The sequence below is a fragment of the Kitasatospora sp. NPDC059599 genome, assembly GCF_042735125.1.
Taxonomy (GTDB): domain Bacteria; phylum Actinomycetota; class Actinomycetes; order Streptomycetales; family Streptomycetaceae; genus Kitasatospora.
Map to the genome: position 1 here is coordinate 11063 of NZ_JBHWCL010000018.1, position 15244 is coordinate 26306.

Sequence of the window (15244 nt, forward strand, 5' to 3'; positions counted from 1 at the left end):
CGCATCCCCCGTGGAAAGGGTGGCTGCGTGTTCCGGGTGCGTGCCGCGTCCCGCTTCAGCCGGGCACGACCAGACGTACCCGGCTCTCCTGCCGGGGGAGAGACAGTGCATCATGGCACCCCGCAACCGCCCCGACGGCCCCTACCCCTACCCCACCCACCCCGACTGGGTGGCCAAGCTCTGCGAAGCGGTCGCCAACACCTGCAAGGCCGAAGGCCTGATCCCGCTTCCCGAGGCCGCCGTCAAGTACGGCCTGGCCCCCGCCCTCGGAGCCGGCGAAGCGCGGCGCGTCGTGGAGACCCAGAAGTCCGGCCTCCGGGTGCTGCGCCAGGCCGCCTTCCACATCGAGGGACGCGACACCCCCCAGGCGATGCTCTTCCTCAACGTCGAGCTACACGGCGCCGGCTCTGTGCAGTGGCTGCTCAACGACCGCACGCGCAGCAGCTGGGTCCGCCCAACCCCGGAAACCACCACCTTGCAGGCCCAGCTCGTCGCGGCCGAGATCAGCCTCACCCGTGCCAAGGCCGGCCTGGAACGCGCCAAGGAAGCCGTCCGCGGCACGAGGTCTGCCGACCAGGCCGACAAGGACGCCGCCGACACCGCGCTCAAAGCCGCCGAGCAGCACCACCAGCACGCCGACGATCAGCACAAGCAGGCCGAGCGCGCCCTCAACTACCGCCGGCCCCTGCCCCGCATCAGCGCCCACCACGAAGCCGACCGCCCCACCGCGGCCCTGACCACCGAGGTGCTCCCCACCGAGGTCGTGGCCTCCGTGCAGCAGTACGCCACCACGAAGCTTCGCGAGCGCGGACGGCTGCGCCCGTACGACCTGGAAGAGTCACTCGTCCAGGAAGGCCAGCGCGACCGCGCCACCGTCGTACTGCAGCGGATCTCGATGACGGACCCGGACGGCACCCTCAACGAAGCCTGGCGTGCGGTGCGGGTCACCGGCAACAACCGCGCCGAGTGCTGCCTGCGGATCTTCGGGCTGGAGGCCCACCAGATCATCACCGGCGTGCCCCAGCCGATGCTGCTCCTGGACGGCGAGAAGGAAGACTCCGCCCTCATCCTGCGAGGCCTCGGCGAGATCCTCCGGCGCCTTAGCGCCCGCCTGAACACCGAGTACGCCAACGAGGACCGGAACATCGACGGGATCGCCGAGCGGGCAAAGAAGATCGCCCAGGTACCGGTGAGGGTAGTCATCGGAGCCGCCGAGCCCGAGCGCCTGGAAGCATCCCTGCGAGACCTCAACGCCCACGACCACCTGCGGGGCCAACTAGCCTTCGTCGACGACGAGCGCGCCCTCGCGCTCTGGTCCAGCATCGTCAAGGCGTACCAGGACAGCGGGCTCCTCGGTCACCTCCTCCTCGACCACGCGGCCCAGGACGGCTGCCCGCCCGACGCCCAGCTCGACACGGACGCCGTCGCCGACGCACTGCTGGGATCGGGCCTACTCGACCCCCTCACCCCGCTCCTGCCCGCCACGGAGCCCGTCACTACGCAGGCACTGCGCGACGCGGCCATCCGCTGCACCACCGTCATGATGTTCCCGCCGGTCCCGCCCAGGCCCGCCAACCACATCGCCGGCACGCATCGCCAAACCGGCCGCTACTGGCCCATTGTCAGGAAGTGCCTCATGGAGGCACCGTGGAGCGTCGGCAACGGCAAGGACGGACAGAAGGTCAGGCGCCGCACCGAGGTCTGGGCGGCCGCCATCGGCCAGCTCTTCGTCCACCGCGGCAACCTCCTCGCCGTCCGGGCCGTCTTCGCGCCCAGCGACGTCCAGGAGGGCGTGCGCCCCGACCGGCGCAGCCTTGCCGACATCCTCCGTGACTGCGAGAACGGCGACCGCCAGGCATGGTCAACCCTGGTCCGCCACCACCTGCTCGCCGGCCTCGTCAACGCCCCCGAGAAGTTCATCACCTCCGGCCAAGGCTCCGAAGCAGGCGACAACCGCAAGGGAGTGCGCCGAACACCTCTCAACGCCATCGCTGCGCTCACCCGCGCCTTCGACAAGCCCGACCACCCGCACGTCACCCGCCAGCTGCTGCTGTCCTTCGCCCGCTCGGTGCTGCACGCCCCGGACGCTCCCGAGGGCGTCCTGGCCTCCCCTGCCGGCACCTTTCTCGCCCCTGACGCCCACGGCCAAGCCCGGCCGGACACGCTGGCCGACAAGGAATGGTTCGACGACCTGTTCCCCAAGTTCGCCACGACCACCGGCGAGGAGGAGGAGGCCCCGAACCTCGACGAGGACGAGGAGGAGGACGACCTCGACGAGGGCGAAGGCCCCGAATCCTCCACCTACACCCGCGACCAGTACGAGAACCAGAACGCCAGGATGGCGCGCTTGCGGCTGGAACTCATCAGCCAGCTGAAGGCCACCCGGGCCGCCTTCGACGGTGTTGCCGAGCAGACCCGGTCCCTTACGAGCGTGGCGGAGGACGCCCGGAGCGCACGGATCCTGGCAGGGGCCGAAACCGCACCGGTGGACACCATCATGCTCCACCTCCAGGACATCAAAGCCATGGACGACATGACGAAGGCATTGTCGGAGTCCCTCATGGACGCGTTCAAGGTGGTGATGGAGCTGTGAAACCGGACTGCTGCCCGGAGCCTCTCGTCGGCCCGGCTGTTGGTGAGCGGACTCTCGTCTACGCCCACGCGAGCCTGGGACCGCTGGCCATCGGCGAGTGGCCCCAGCGAATGAGCCTCCACTACCAAGAGCGGGACATCACACTCAGCGTCCTCAACGACATACTGGCCGGCCTCTACCTTGCTGTGGACCACCAGGGCCGAATCCGCTGGCTCGGCAAGGCCCACCGCAACGGAGGCGTAGCCCAACGCCTCCGAGAACACCTCGCCCACCCGGAACGCGAGCGGGTCTTTGCTCACCTCTACGTCTTCGAGACCAAGTCTGACTGCCCCACCACGGCACTCGCGTGCGCCGAAGGCATGGCCGCCGACCTTCTGGAACTCCGAGGCCGCCTCGGCCCCAGGACCTGGCCAGCAGCTACCCGGTGGAATCAGCTTGTAGCCGCAGCTGCGTAGGGTGAAACCGCTGGTCGGCCCCGCACTCCCTGCAGGGCTGACCAGCGGCGCCCCTTTGCCAGAGCGATGCCGGTCGCCGCGTGCCCGTAACCTGCTACGCCCACTCCACGCCGTGCTCGGCGAGCTGCGCGAGCTGGCCCTCGGTCAGCCCCACCCGCCTGCTTTTCTGATTGTTGAGCCAGGTGCCCAGCGCGAAATGCGACACCACCACCCGCTCCTCACCGCCAGGACCGGCCTCCACGGTCTCCAACGGCTCCTTGTGCGGGCGCCTGACGGCCGCATGCCCTTCCCGCGCCACGAACTGCGCCAGCGCCGCCAGACCCCTGGGCAAACCGGTCCGTGCGGGACACCTTCGGCTTCGCCTCGGCCGCGGCCTTCGCGGCCACCAGCTCCGGGTCGGCCTCGATGCCGATCGCCGACAGCAGGTCCCGCTGCTCCTCCTCCAGACCGGGCCAGCTGGCCCGCTGCGCCTTCACCCACCGGCCGAGCTGCTCACCCTCGAACACCGTGTCCTCGGGCATCCGGGTCCAGTCGACCAGGCCGTCGGTGTCCAGCCACCACATGCGGGCGGTGGCGTACGCGCGCTGCCAGGTGACCGGCCAGGTGGGGCACCACCACGGGTCGATCTCCTCCAACGCCCGCCGCCGCTCCGGCGCCAGCGCCCCCTGCTCGCCCGCCGGCACCTGCGCCGCGGCCCGCAGCTCCGACAACCACGTGCCGATCGCGTACCCGCCAACCGAGGCCCGCGCCGGCGCCGCCAACGACCCGCCGTGGCCCTTCGCCCAGACCCGCGCCCAGTCCAGCCCGGCCTCGAACCGGGCATCGCTCACGGACCAGATCATGCCGAGCGCGTCGAGCATCTCCACCCGGTATGGCGCCAGTTCGCCATTCGTATTCTCGCCGCGCCGGTCCGACAGCCACTTTCCGAGCGGGTAATTCCCGTTCTCCCCGACAAGTGCCGAATAGGGAACGTCAAGGCCGCCGGTCTCCTCGAACCATTTCCGCGCATGCCCGATCCCCTCACGCCACAGCTGCGTCTCGCCGACCAGCACCCGGGAGGCGATGAACAGGGCGAGCACGTTCTCGTCCACCGGCGACTGGAACCGCACCGGCAGCGTGAACGCCCCCGACCCGCCACCCCCACCAACCATGCTCTCACCAGGGCCGGAAGCAGCCTCGGCGCTGCGCCCCTAGGTCCGCTTGCCTGACTTCTGCGGCACCGCGAGGGCCGGGGCTCCTGGCCGTGACCAGCTCTAGTGGAACCGGGGCTGCACGGGCCCCCTACAGTCGGTGCATTGGCCCCAACGGGTCGTGACCCGCGCAGTCAAGATTCAGTGGCAGAAAACGACGTTGGTCAAAGTTCGGTGGCAAACGGTCAAGGTTCAGCGGCAGAGGACACGGCCGACACGGCGGCGTCCATCCTGGACAGCTCACGTTCCAGGTCGCAGAGCACCGTGCGGGGCATCGCCGCGGCCAGTGCGCAGACCGAGACCAGCGCGATCCGCTCGCCCGTCGCCAGCAGCAGCCGGCCGCCAGAGTAGGGGTTGCCGGTCACCAGGCCGGCGGTCAGGGCGTAGCGCAGCTCGTCGTCCGGCTGTCCCTCGCCGCCGGGGACGATCTCCCGGCCTGCGGTCTGTTCGATGGCGTCGGCGGCCTGTTCCAGCACCGCGCGGTGGCCCTCCGCGCTCTGCCGTTCGGCGAGTTCCCGCACCCACGCGGCGGCCCGTCGGCCCGTCTCGCCCGCCGCGGCGATCGCGTCGTTCACCGCCTGCTACCGCGCCTGCTCCCGCTCGTGGTCGGAGGGGCCCGGCTGCAGCGCGTCCTCGGGGGCGACAGTGTCCGCGTCGCGTGCGGGCAGGTCGGGCCTGGGCACCGTGGGGCTGGTGCGGAGAGCGGGAAACGGGCGCAGCACCGACCGGTAACACCACCGCTCCCTGGGGCGGCCTTCCTCCGCTGCGGGATGGGCGGCAAATCCGTTGGAGGCGTTCTTCCGGGAACCCTACGATGCGGTCATGACGGCTGGGGTGGGTGTACGTGTCGTGAAGGCGGTGTCGGGGGTCGCTGTTGCGGTTCTGCTGGCGGGGACGTCGACGGGTTGCGCAGACGGCTCGCCGTCGCCGGCCGTGGCGACGGCGGCCAGCGGTTCCGCGAGCACGGCGCCAGGCTCCCCGCGGGAGACCGCTGCGGCGGTGGCCGGCAGCCCCGCGAGTGCGGCCCCGGGTTCCCTGCGGATGACCGCTCCGCCGACTCTTCCTGGCGGCTACCGAGCCGAGAGCCCCGCCCAGGTGCGCCTCCCGGCGGGCCCGCAGCCGACCGACTATGGGAGTTTCGACGGCAGCCTGACGGCCAGGTACACCGCCGACTCCGGCGGAGTCCTGGTCATCGGCGGGGCCTGGGGCACCATCACCGATCCCGGCGCGGCGATGACGGTCGCGATCGCCGCGATGGAGTCCCCGCACGGCCGTTGGACGGTGCCGCCGGCCGACGTTGAGGCCCGGGACCCGAACGACCCGCAGGGCCGGCTCACGTGCGGAGTCTGGACCGAGGCGCTGCTCGTCAACGCCATCTGCCTCTGGGCCGACCACTACACCGCCGGTTCGGTGGACTTCCCGGCCTGGGCCGAAGGGAGTCCCGCCGTCCTCAACCCGGCCACCGCCGCCGACCGCGCCCGCCGCATCCGCGACGCGATGACGGCCCCCAAGTAGCCGCCGGACCACCCGCACACGGACGCGCACAACGAGGGGAACCGCGCAGTGGACAGCCACACGGGTCCTTACCAGGACTTCATCGAGGTACTTGCCCATCCTCATGCCGGCGCTCACCGGCAGGCCCTGACGGGGGAGCTGATCGCCGTCTACGCAGAGATGAACCACCTCCTGGCCCGCACCAAAGGGACGATGGCAACGGCGGTGTGGGCGGAGTGCGGTGACGAGCTTCTTCGGTGCACGGCGCTCTACCGCAATGCCTGGACGCGGTTCGTCGCAGGGGTCGACGACTGCCTGAACGGCGCGGACATCGTGACCTCCCCGCTGCTGGGCCGGGAGACGACGCAGGCATTCCAGGCGGCTGTGGCGGGGCTCCGGGCCGCGCTCGACGTCCTGAGGGCGGAGGCTCGTCGGCTGGACTGCGAGAGCTGGGCACACTAGCGCCACCACCCGCCACCGCACGGCCCGGATCGGTGGCAGCACGATCCAGCCCCGCAGGACGATGGGGGAGTTGGCCTTTCGCGGCCTGCCACGGGGTGTTGTGGTGGATGATCGCTGCGTGAGTGCGACGTGGTGGGAGGGGCGGTGTGGCACCCGGCTGGCGGAACTGGCGCCGGCGCTGGTGTTCTTCGGCGCGGAGTCCCCGGAGGACCCAGGCGCGGGTGAACTCGCCCGCGTCGCCGTGCTCCTGGCCGGGGACTACCTCGTCAGTGACCGGGGCTCCGGGGTCCACCGCGTGGGTGGCCTGTTGCAGCAGACTGCTGTCGCTCTGCACGCCGCCGACCGCCTGCGCGGCACCGCGGTCCCCGGTGGTCCTGCGGCCGTCCCGGCTGGTTGTGGGCCTCTCCGGTCTCGGGTTCTGCGACTCCGTCTGCCTGAACGCGCTGCTCGGCGCGCTGGCGGCCGCGCGGGCCGTTGGCGTCGAGTTGCTGCTGGCCGCTCCCGGCGCGCAGGCGCGCCGACTGCTGGAGGTCACCGGTGCCGATGAGGTGTTCACCGTCCGCCCGAGCGTGCGCGCCGCCCTCGCCACGCCAGGGTGAGCCCCCCCCGCGGACTGCCTCGCCACCGTCACGCTGCCCGGCACCGGCACCGGCACCGGCACCGGCATCGGCGCTCGCCCGCAAGCACCGCGGCTGACGCCCCGGCGCCCGCCCCGGCCGCCAGGGCGCTCGTCGGTCTCCGAGGGCGTCGCGAGGGTGCTGGAACTCACCGGAGCCGAATGGGTGTTTCCCGCCGATCCGGACGTGCCGTGGTTTGCCGGGCGCTGCCTGTCGCGGATCCGGCGTCCCTGCCGTGGCGGCCAGGGACGCCCTTGCCTTGTGCGGCCGTCACCCGCCGAGTTCCACCCGGGCCGCGGTCTCCCACTCATACATCTGCCGGTCGCGGCCCAGGACGATGAGCTCGGCCGCGGTGACGCGGGCGGTGGCCGGGTAGGTCGTGACGCTGGCGAGGGCGTCGGCGGCGGGCTGGGCCGGGCCGTCGGCGTTGGAGTAGGCGACGGAGACGTGGGGGCGGAAGCCGTCGGCCTGCTCGGGGACCTCGGGCCAGATGTCGGCGATGGCGGTGCGGATGGCCGAGCGGACGGCGTGGACGGGTTCGGCCGGGTCGACGGTGAGGAGCAGGGCCTCGGGGGTGACGATCGCCGGTCCCAGCGCGAGGTCGAACGCCGGGATCTTCGCGAGGTGGTGGGCGGCGGCGTCGGCGATGGCGCGGGCGTCGGCCTGGCTCACTTCGGCAGTGGAGCCGAGGCCTTGCATGGTGAGGTGGAGCCAGGGGTCGGGGACCAGGTCGAGGCCGGGGACGTCGGCCAGGGCGTGGCGGTAGTCGGCGGCCAGGCGGTGGACGTCGTCGGCGCCGTCGAAGGTGAGGTGCCAGGTGTACCAGCGGGTGCCCTGGCTCCAACCGGGGCGCCACCACCAGTGGTCGGCCATGCGTGCCGGAGTGTCAGTCATGGTCGCCGATCCAATCACTGTCCGGGCCCGCCAGGGAGAGGGCGAGCGTGGCTTCGCGGACGGCGGTCTGCACGACGTCCTGGAGGCGCCGTCCGGCGGTGCTGTCGCCCATGGGCGATCCGGCGGCGTCGCGGGCGAGGTCGCGCAGGCGCTGGCGCACGGGTGCCGTGCGGTGTTCGGCCGGCAGGGCGAGGACGGGGGAGAGCGCGTCAAGGACGCCGTCGGGTTCACCGGCGAGGAGGTGGGCGCCGGCGCGGGTGATGTGCAGCTGGGCGATGGTGCCCAGAGGCCGGATGTCCTGGCGCTGGAGGGCGGCCAGGCCGCGGTCGGCGTGGGAGAGCGCCCGGGCCGGGTCGTCGCTTCGCAGGTAGACAGCGGACCCGTAGTTGGCGAGCCGTCCGTCGGGGCAGGCGAAGAGCCCGCCGACCTTGTCGTGGACCGCGCTGGCGAGGTCGAGTTCCGCGGCTGCCTCGGCCTGGCTGAAGGCGTTCTTCGCCTCGCTGCGGGCGCCGGCCTCCGCCCACGCGTCGGCGGCCTGGCAGTGGAGCAGGACGGTGACGGTCCCGGGCGCCTGAAAGGCGGCGCCTCGCTCGGCGTGCTGGATGGCCGCGCGGAGCTGCCCGTCCCAGAATGCCAGCTTGGAGCGGGTGGCGGCGATCCAGGCGTGCAGGCCCGGGTCGGCGGCGGTCTCGGCGGCCGCCATGGCGGCGCGGATGTGCGTGGCGGCCTGCCGCCGATGCCCGAGATCGCTGGTCATCCAGGCCATCATCGCGGCCAGATACCCGGCGGTCGTGAACAGGTCCCGGCGCTGGGCCAGGGGCTGGTGCCCGTACAGCAGGTCCCAGACCTTGACGAGCGCTTTGTGGGTCTGCCCGAAGACCTTCAGGGGGTCCTCGGCCATCAGGTAGTCGGCGGCGAAGCCGCGGGCGTCGGCGGCGTACTGCTCCACCGAGATCGGGCCGCAGTTGGCCACCTCGGCCCACTGCGTCCACTCGGCCGACCCGTCGGCGGCGGTGCGGATGAGCTCGGTGCCGGTGAGTGGCACGTCGGGCGCCGGGGGAACAGACGCCGCCGGAGCGGCCGCGGCTGCCGGGACGCCGGTGGTCTGGTGCCGCAGCAGCCGCAGGTCGGACTCGGGCAGGGCCCGCCGGTCTTCCAGGTCGAGCAGGTCCTCCAGCGAGGCGCCGTAGAGGTCGGCGAGGACAGTGAGCACCGGCAGGGTGACCCTCCGCCCGGTCGCGGCCGGCCACCGCTCCCACTTGCCGAGCAGGGAGGCGTCCGTCGCGGGTCCGGCGGCCCCGACGGAGGAGTTGAACCGGTCGGCCCCCTCCTGGAGGGTCCAGCCGTGCGCGTGCCGCCAGGCCTCGCGCGGGCGGCACCCGAAGCGGGCGCGCATCTCGGCGGCGATCGTGGCCAGGGGGGCGCCGACGGCGAGGAGTTCGGTACGGAGGACGTCGCGGTCGGCTTTGGAGCCGGGGCTTGGGACGAGGAGGCATGAGAGCTCCCGAACGGGGTGCGGAGCGGCCTGACCACCTCACGGTAGCGACCCGGATACGCCACACGGGTCACACTCCGCGAATCCGAGGTGACGCACCGTCCGCTTTCCGCCCTGTTCCGGAGCGTTGACGCAGGTCAGTCGGCTGACGTGCTGTCCGGAAACCCCGGACACCGCTGCCCGTGACCGAACCGGGCCGTGAGCGGGACCGTAGTAGCCCGAACGCACCACCGCTTCCCCTGGGCAGGTCACCATGACGTCTACCACCATCGCCGCCGCCGTGCGGCAGGCTCCCCGCACCACCGAACCCGCTCCCCGGCGCCCCGCCTGCCGGCCGGTCGCGCTGTCCGCGCCGCTGTGGCTCGTCGCCGCCTGCGGCGAGGAGCGCATGAAGCGGCTCCTGGAATGGGTGAGCGAGCCCGACGGCCTGCTCCTGCTGCCCTGCGGGGTGACCTGGGACGTCGTGCGGATGCCCGAGGACCTGGGACTCGCTGCGCTCGACCGGCTGACCGACGACCCGACGCAGGAGACCGGCCCGATGCTGCACGACCGGACGGCCGAGCTCGTCTACATGTTCATCGACCTGGACGGCGGCATCGACTGGGCCGCGCGGTACGCGGACGTCCGGCTGCTCTCCGCCGGCGCCCACCTTGCCACGCCGTCCCCCGACCTCCCCTGGCTGAACACCCGGATCACCTGGGCATTCCTGCCGCCGACCCCGCAGCCGACCGGCCCGGCCCGCCTCGCGGCCGCGCTCGACGCACTGGCCGGCGGCCGGACCACCGCCTGACCCTCCCCCAGCTCCGCGCACGGCCGACGACGGACCCCCGATCCGGCCGGGCGCGGCCCGAGCGGGTCCCGGCCTCCGTCCCCCGCGGGGAGACGGGGCCCGCTCCTCCACCCCAAGCCCCTGCCCGCAGACCGCGCGGAGGACCGCACCAGAGGAGGCAAGGAGGTGAACCAGATGAGCGCGAAGTCGCAGGTCGCCGCCGTCCTGCCCGCTCCCGACGAGCCGGTCCCCGTTTTGCAGATCGTCTGCCCCGGCGCCCGCTCCCGCACCCGGAGGTCCCTCACCCGATGATCGACCCCACTGTTGTCGAGCGCCGCCTCGCCGCCGCGTACGACGCGTTCCACCGCGCCCGCTCACGCACCACGATCACCCATGACCTGTGCGCGCAGGCGATGGGCGACGACTATCCCGCCGACGTCGCCCCGTCCAGCAGCTGCGACCTGCCGCTGCTGCAGCTGATGACCGAACGTCTCGCCCTGCAGCCGTACCAGCACCTGGTGGACCTTGGCTGCGGCACCGGCGGCACCGGCCTGTGGCTCGCCCGTGCCACCGGCGCCGCCGTCAGGGGTGTCGACATCTCCCCGGAGGCCATCCGGCTCGCCCGCGCCCGACTGCCCGACTTCGCACCCGCCTTCGGCGAGTTCCAGGTCGGCAGCGTCCGCTACACCGGACTGAGCTACGGCCGGGCCCACGGCCTGGTGTGTGTGGACGCCCTCGGCCCGGCGGGCGACCGCGGTGCCGCGCTGCACGAGGGCGCCGGATCCTGCAGCCCGGGGCCCGTGCCGTGATCACCCGCGCCATGAGCCGCCTGTCCGGCAGCCGCTGGCGCGGGCAAGTCGAGGAAGCAGGGTTCGACGTCGAGCACGTCGACGAGCGCCCTCACGAGCCGGCGTTCTGGCACCGCCTGTACCGCCTGTGGCTCGCCCACGCCGACGACCTGCGTCGCGAGCTCGGCCAGGACCAGGCCGACAGCATGCTCTTCGAGGCCGGACGTGTGCTCCCCAACCTGGACGGTCGCCGCGCCGTCGCGCTCACCCTGCGCCGCCGCTGACCAGCACAGCGACAAGACCGCGGGCCCCTGTCCCCTCGCAGGAGGGGGCGAGGCGTTTGCTGATTCTCCCCTGCTCAACGTCGACAGGAAGGGTCCAGCCATGGAAGAAGTGCTGATCACCGGAGGTGCGGGCTTTATCGGCTCGCACTTCGCCAGGCGTCTGCTGCGCGCCCAGGACGTGACCCGGGTGACCGTGCTCGACGCCCTCACCTACGCGGGAAGCGTCGAGAACCTGGGTGAGGCGATGCTCTCGCCCAAGCTGACGTTCGCCCACGGCAACATCTGCGACGCCCAGTTGGTTGACCGGCTCGCCCGTGAGCACACCGCCATCGTCCACTTCGCCGCCGAGTCGCACGTGGACCGCTCCTTCTACGACACCGGGAACTTCCTCACCACCAACGTCCTGGGCACCCGCACCCTGCTGGAAGCCGCCCGGAAGGCCGGCGTCCGCCGCTTCGTCCACGTGTCCACCGACGAGGTGTACGGACCGCTCCTGTCGGGCCAGGCCGCCGAAACGGACCCGGTACGCCCCAGCGTCCCCTACGCCGCGTCGAAGGCCGCCAGCGACCTCGTCGCGCTTTCGTACTTCCAGACGTTCGGCGTGCCCGTGTGCGTCACCCGCTCCTCCAACAACTACGGGCCGCGCCAACACCCCGAGAAGATCATCCCGCTGTTCATCACCCACCTGCTGAAGGGCCACAAACTCACCCTCCACGGTCACGGCCAGCACGTCCGCAACTGGCTCCACGTCGAGGACAACTGCCAGGGCATCGAGCTGGTGCTGCGCAACGGCATCCCGGGCGAGGTTTACAACATCGGCGGCGGAACCGACCTGACCAGCAAGGAGCTGACCGGTCTGCTGCTGCGGATGTTCGACGCCGGATGGGATCGGGTGGAGTACATCCCTGACCGGGCCGCCAACGACCTGCGCTACGCCCTGGACTGGTCGAAGATCGCTGCTATCGGCTACAGCCCCGAGCGCGGGCTGGAGGACGGCCTCGTGGAGACCGCCGAGTGGTACCGCCGCAACCCCGACCGGTGGGCGCCGCTCCTGTGCACCACGCGGCCGGCCGTCAGGGGCCTTCCCGAGCTCATCGACCACCCGGTGTGACACGGCAACGAAGCGACGACGGAGAGGAAACCGTGTTGAACCCCACCACCACACCCGAGTACCAGCGCAACGCGACCCCGTTCCTGTACGGAGGCGAGGGCGAAGCGGTGGCCCGGGTCCTGAAGACCGGGCAGTACGGGCACACCGAGGTCACCGAGGAGTTCGAGCAGAAGGTCGCCGCGTTCCTCGGGGTGCCGGACGCGGTAGCCGTCACCTCCGGCACCGCCGCGATGCACACCGCGCTCCTGGCCGCGGGCGTTGGCCCCGGCCACGAGGTGATCGTCCCCTCGCTGACGTTCTGCGCCACCGTCCAGGCCATCGTGGCCTGCGGCGCGGCGCCCCGCTTCATCGAGGTGAACCCGGGCACCCTGTGCATCGAGCCCGCCGCCGTCCTGGAGGGCCTCACCTCCAGGACCAGTGCCGTGATGCCGGTCCTGTACGGCGGCCGGGCCGTCGACCTCACCGAGATCCGCGAGGTGCTCGACCGGCAGGGCGTCGCTGTCGTCGAGGACGCCGCCCACGCCTTCGGCTCCTACCACGGCTCCGTGCGGGTCGGGAACACGGGCGACCTGACGTGCTTCTCCTTCGGGCCGATCAAGAACCTGACGTGCGGCCAAGGCGGCATGGTCATTCCCCGCAGTCCGCAGGAAGCCGCCACGGTCCGCCGGCTACGGCTGCTCGGCGTCGTCGCATCGCAGGCGGAACGGCAGGCCGCCACCTCCTACCGCGTGGAGGGCTTCGGACTGCGCTACCAGCTCTCCTCGCTCAACGCGGCGATCGGGTTGGCACAGCTGCCCAAGTTCAAGACCACCGAGGTCAACCGCCAGGAGCTGTGGCGGTCCTACCGCGCCGCCCTACGCGACGTGCCGGCCGTGAGGCTGGTGGACGTGGATGTGGACCACTCGGTGCCGCACCTGTGCGTGGTCCGGGTCGCCGACCGCGAGGAGGTGTTCCGGCGCATGCTCGCCGCGGGCATTGCCGTTGGCGCCCACTACCCGCCCAACCACCTCCAACCCGCCTTCGCCCCGTGGCGCCGGGAGCTGCCCGTCACCGAGCAGGCCGGCCGGGAGATCCTGACGCTGCCGTTCCACCCCCACATGACCGACGACGATGTGCGCCACGTTGCTGCCGCTCTCAAGGCTGCGACCGGGAGCGGGACGTGAGGCGGGCGGCGGTCCTCGCGAAGGGCGCCCTGGCCGCGCACGCCTGCGAGACGATCGCCGCGCTGCCCGGGACCGTCCTGGACACGGTGATCCCGAACGCGGTCGAGCCGGACTGGGACGTCCGCCTGTCCGACTACGCCGCGGAACACCTGCCCGAGGCCCGGATCCTGCGCTCGGGTGACTGGCGGGACCTGGAGCCCGGGCGCTGCGACCTGGTGTTCAGCGTCCTCTACGACAAGATCATCGGCCCGGAGCTCATCGACGCCACCAGCCGCATCATCAACTGCCACCCCGGCCGCCTGCCCGGCTACCGCGGTGTGCGGCCGGTCAACTGGGCACTGCGCAACCGCGAGTACCTACACGGCATCACGATCCACGTCATCGACGCGGGCATCGACTCCGGCCCGATCCTCGCCGAAGCGGTCTTCTCCATCTGGCCCGACGAGGACGAGGTACGCGACGTCTGGGACCGGTGCATGCGCCACGGGCGGCTGCTCATCTCGGACACGCTGCCCCGCCTGGACCAGATCGTGCCCCGGCCGCAAGAGGCCGCCGGAGCGGTGACCCACTTCAGCCGGGACAACGCCGCCCTCAGCGACCGGAGCGACTGGACGCGCGAATTGTCCGCCGGCCGCCCTGGTGCGTGAGGACACTGGGGCTCGAGGCGCATCCGTGCCCCGGGCCCTGCTCCGTGGCCGCCTGTCAGTGCGCGACGGCGGAGAAGAGCACGTCCACGAGCCGGTCGGCAGCGTCCGGCCGGCCGTGAGCGCGCGCCCGCTCCGCCATGGCCGCGCGACGCTCGGCGTCGACCACGAGCGGGCCCACCGCCTCCCGGAGCCGATCAGCGGTCACATCCCCCAGCAGAGCGATCGCTGCGCCGGCGTCCTGCAAGTGACCTGCGTTGTGGGCCTGCTCGTTTCCGGCCGAACTCGCGAGCGGGATGAGAACCGCGGCCTTGCCGAGAGCGGCCAGCTCCGCGATCGTTCCAGCGCCGCTGCGGGAGACCACGACATCGGCCAGCGCCAGGACGTCAGGCAGTTCGGCGCCGACGAACCCGGTCAGCAGGTAGCGGGCTGCGGCGTCTGCGGGAAGGCCCGCTGAACGGGCCCGCAGAGCATCCACGTTAGCCGGACCGCACTGGTGGATCACGTTGGCACCAGCCAGCAGCCACGGCAGAACGTCCGCCACCAGGTTGTTGATCTGCTCCGAGCCCTGCGCGCCACCGGTGACGTACACAGTCGGCAGATCGCGGCGGAATCCGTGCAGCCCGAGCGCCTGGATCGCCTTGTCCCCATCACCGGTCAGCACCTCGGGCCGCACCGGGTTGCCGGTGACGACCGCGCTCCCCCGGGACGCCTCCGGCAGCAGCGGGACGGTGGACTCGGAGGACACCGCGATGCGGGCAGCCCGTCCCGCGAGCGTCCGGTTGGCCAGGCCCAGGCGCACCGTCTGCTCGTGGACGACGAGCGGGCGACGACACAGCGAAGCGGCGATGCCCACCGGCACGGCAACGTAACCGCCCGTGGCCAGCACCACGTCGGGGTCGAAGCGGGAGACCACGGCGCGGGCCTGCACGACCCCGAGCGGGACCCGCGCCATGTCCCGCACATTCGCGGGAGAGACCATCTTGAGCGGGTTCCGGTGGCGTCGGATCTTCCCCGTGGCAACCGCGGCGAACTCGATGCCCTCGCCCGCCGCCACCCTGGACTCCAGGCTGTCCGCCGTGCCTACCCACAGGACGTCCAGCGCCCGGCCGACAGAGGCGAGCCTCGCCCGCGCCGTGCGGACCGCAGTCAGCGCCGGATAGGTGTGACCGCCGGTTCCTCCTCCAGTAACGACGAGCCGCAAAGCCCGCTGCGGAAGACGGTCGACGGCATCGCTACTCACAGGAAGACTCCCAACGTCTTGGGTGGCGGAACAGAGCGGACG

The 15244-nt window shown here is 72.0% G+C and carries 17 protein-coding genes; 11 read left to right on the top strand and 6 right to left on the bottom strand.

Annotated features, from left to right (window positions below):
• Window positions 1-112 precede the first annotated feature (112 nt).
• Together ACFV04_RS09505 and ACFV04_RS09510 are read left to right on the top strand one after the other, a co-directional pair.
• Window positions 113-2593, top strand: coding sequence for a hypothetical protein (locus tag ACFV04_RS09505; protein WP_380527938.1), 2481 nt, complete (start codon window positions 113-115; stop codon window positions 2591-2593).
• Window positions 2590-3048 carry a hypothetical protein gene (locus tag ACFV04_RS09510; RefSeq protein ID WP_380527941.1) on the top strand — a complete coding sequence of 153 codons (459 nt, stop codon included), beginning with the start codon at window positions 2590-2592 and terminating at the stop codon, window positions 3046-3048. Before ACFV04_RS09505 ends, ACFV04_RS09510 begins: the two co-directional genes overlap by 4 nt.
• Window positions 3049-3142: 94 nt before the next feature.
• On the opposite strand, the gene ACFV04_RS09515 is transcribed toward ACFV04_RS09510, so the two are convergent.
• From ACFV04_RS09515 to ACFV04_RS09525, 3 genes are all read right to left on the bottom strand, one after another.
• Window positions 3143-3346, bottom strand: coding sequence for a hypothetical protein (locus ACFV04_RS09515; RefSeq protein ID WP_380527944.1), 204 nt, complete (start codon window positions 3344-3346; stop codon window positions 3143-3145).
• Window positions 3267-4139, bottom strand: a complete 873-nt coding sequence (locus tag ACFV04_RS09520; protein WP_380527947.1) for a helicase associated domain-containing protein — start codon at window positions 4137-4139, stop codon at window positions 3267-3269. The genes ACFV04_RS09515 and ACFV04_RS09520 overlap by 80 nt, the downstream gene beginning before the upstream one ends.
• Before the next feature lie 284 nt (window positions 4140-4423).
• On the bottom strand, window positions 4424-4813 hold the full coding sequence (locus ACFV04_RS09525) for a hypothetical protein (RefSeq protein ID WP_380527950.1): 390 nt from the start codon (window positions 4811-4813) through the stop codon (window positions 4424-4426).
• Window positions 4814-5279: 466 nt separating this feature from the next.
• Here ACFV04_RS09525 and ACFV04_RS09530 point away from each other — a divergent pair, with 466 nt between their 5' ends.
• The 3 genes from ACFV04_RS09530 to ACFV04_RS09540 all read left to right on the top strand — a co-directional run bounded on the left by ACFV04_RS09530 (window position 5280) and on the right by ACFV04_RS09540 (window position 6793).
• Window positions 5280-5753, top strand: a complete 474-nt coding sequence (locus ACFV04_RS09530) for a hypothetical protein (protein WP_380527952.1) — start codon at window positions 5280-5282, stop codon at window positions 5751-5753.
• A gap of 48 nt (window positions 5754-5801) precedes the next feature.
• Window positions 5802-6194: a hypothetical protein gene (locus tag ACFV04_RS09535; RefSeq protein WP_380527954.1), complete on the top strand. Its 393-nt coding sequence runs from the start codon at window positions 5802-5804 to the stop codon at window positions 6192-6194.
• A 299-nt stretch (window positions 6195-6493) separates the two neighbouring features.
• Complete coding sequence (locus ACFV04_RS09540) at window positions 6494-6793, top strand: STAS domain-containing protein (protein ID WP_380527957.1); 300 nt, start codon at window positions 6494-6496, stop codon at window positions 6791-6793.
• 288 nt (window positions 6794-7081) lie between these two features.
• Here the strand turns inward: ACFV04_RS09540 and ACFV04_RS09545 are convergent, their stop codons facing one another.
• Both ACFV04_RS09545 and ACFV04_RS09550 read right to left on the bottom strand, forming a co-directional pair.
• On the bottom strand, window positions 7082-7705 hold the full coding sequence (locus ACFV04_RS09545; RefSeq protein WP_380527960.1) for a 2'-5' RNA ligase family protein: 624 nt from the start codon (window positions 7703-7705) through the stop codon (window positions 7082-7084).
• A complete protein-coding gene (locus ACFV04_RS09550; protein WP_380527963.1) occupies window positions 7698-9101 on the bottom strand; it encodes an XRE family transcriptional regulator in 1404 nt (467 codons plus the stop codon). The genes ACFV04_RS09545 and ACFV04_RS09550 overlap by 8 nt, the downstream gene beginning before the upstream one ends.
• 352 nt (window positions 9102-9453) lie before the next feature.
• Here ACFV04_RS09550 and ACFV04_RS09555 point away from each other — a divergent pair, with 352 nt between their 5' ends.
• The 6 genes from ACFV04_RS09555 (at window position 9454) to ACFV04_RS09580 (ending at window position 13962) form a co-directional block, all read left to right on the top strand.
• Complete coding sequence (locus tag ACFV04_RS09555) at window positions 9454-9990, top strand: hypothetical protein (RefSeq protein ID WP_380527966.1); 537 nt, start codon at window positions 9454-9456, stop codon at window positions 9988-9990.
• A 287-nt stretch (window positions 9991-10277) separates the two neighbouring features.
• Complete coding sequence (locus ACFV04_RS09560) at window positions 10278-10778, top strand: methyltransferase domain-containing protein (protein WP_380527968.1); 501 nt, start codon at window positions 10278-10280, stop codon at window positions 10776-10778.
• Window positions 10779-10789: 11 nt separating this feature from the next.
• The gene (locus tag ACFV04_RS09565) at window positions 10790-11041 is read left to right on the top strand and encodes a hypothetical protein (protein ID WP_380527971.1); all 252 of its coding nucleotides are present in this window, start codon (window positions 10790-10792) and stop codon (window positions 11039-11041) included.
• A gap of 100 nt (window positions 11042-11141) precedes the next feature.
• Window positions 11142-12152 carry a dTDP-glucose 4,6-dehydratase gene (rfbB, locus tag ACFV04_RS09570; RefSeq protein ID WP_380527973.1) on the top strand — a complete coding sequence of 337 codons (1011 nt, stop codon included), beginning with the start codon at window positions 11142-11144 and terminating at the stop codon, window positions 12150-12152.
• Between the two features lie 35 nt (window positions 12153-12187).
• Window positions 12188-13315, top strand: coding sequence for a DegT/DnrJ/EryC1/StrS family aminotransferase (locus ACFV04_RS09575; RefSeq protein ID WP_380527976.1), 1128 nt, complete (start codon window positions 12188-12190; stop codon window positions 13313-13315).
• Window positions 13312-13962 carry a formyltransferase family protein gene (locus ACFV04_RS09580; RefSeq protein WP_380527978.1) on the top strand — a complete coding sequence of 217 codons (651 nt, stop codon included), beginning with the start codon at window positions 13312-13314 and terminating at the stop codon, window positions 13960-13962. Before ACFV04_RS09575 ends, ACFV04_RS09580 begins: the two co-directional genes overlap by 4 nt.
• A gap of 55 nt (window positions 13963-14017) precedes the next feature.
• Here the strand turns inward: ACFV04_RS09580 and ACFV04_RS09585 are convergent, their stop codons facing one another.
• On the bottom strand, window positions 14018-15202 hold the full coding sequence (locus ACFV04_RS09585) for a glycosyltransferase (protein ID WP_380527981.1): 1185 nt from the start codon (window positions 15200-15202) through the stop codon (window positions 14018-14020).
• Window positions 15203-15244 lie beyond the last annotated feature (42 nt).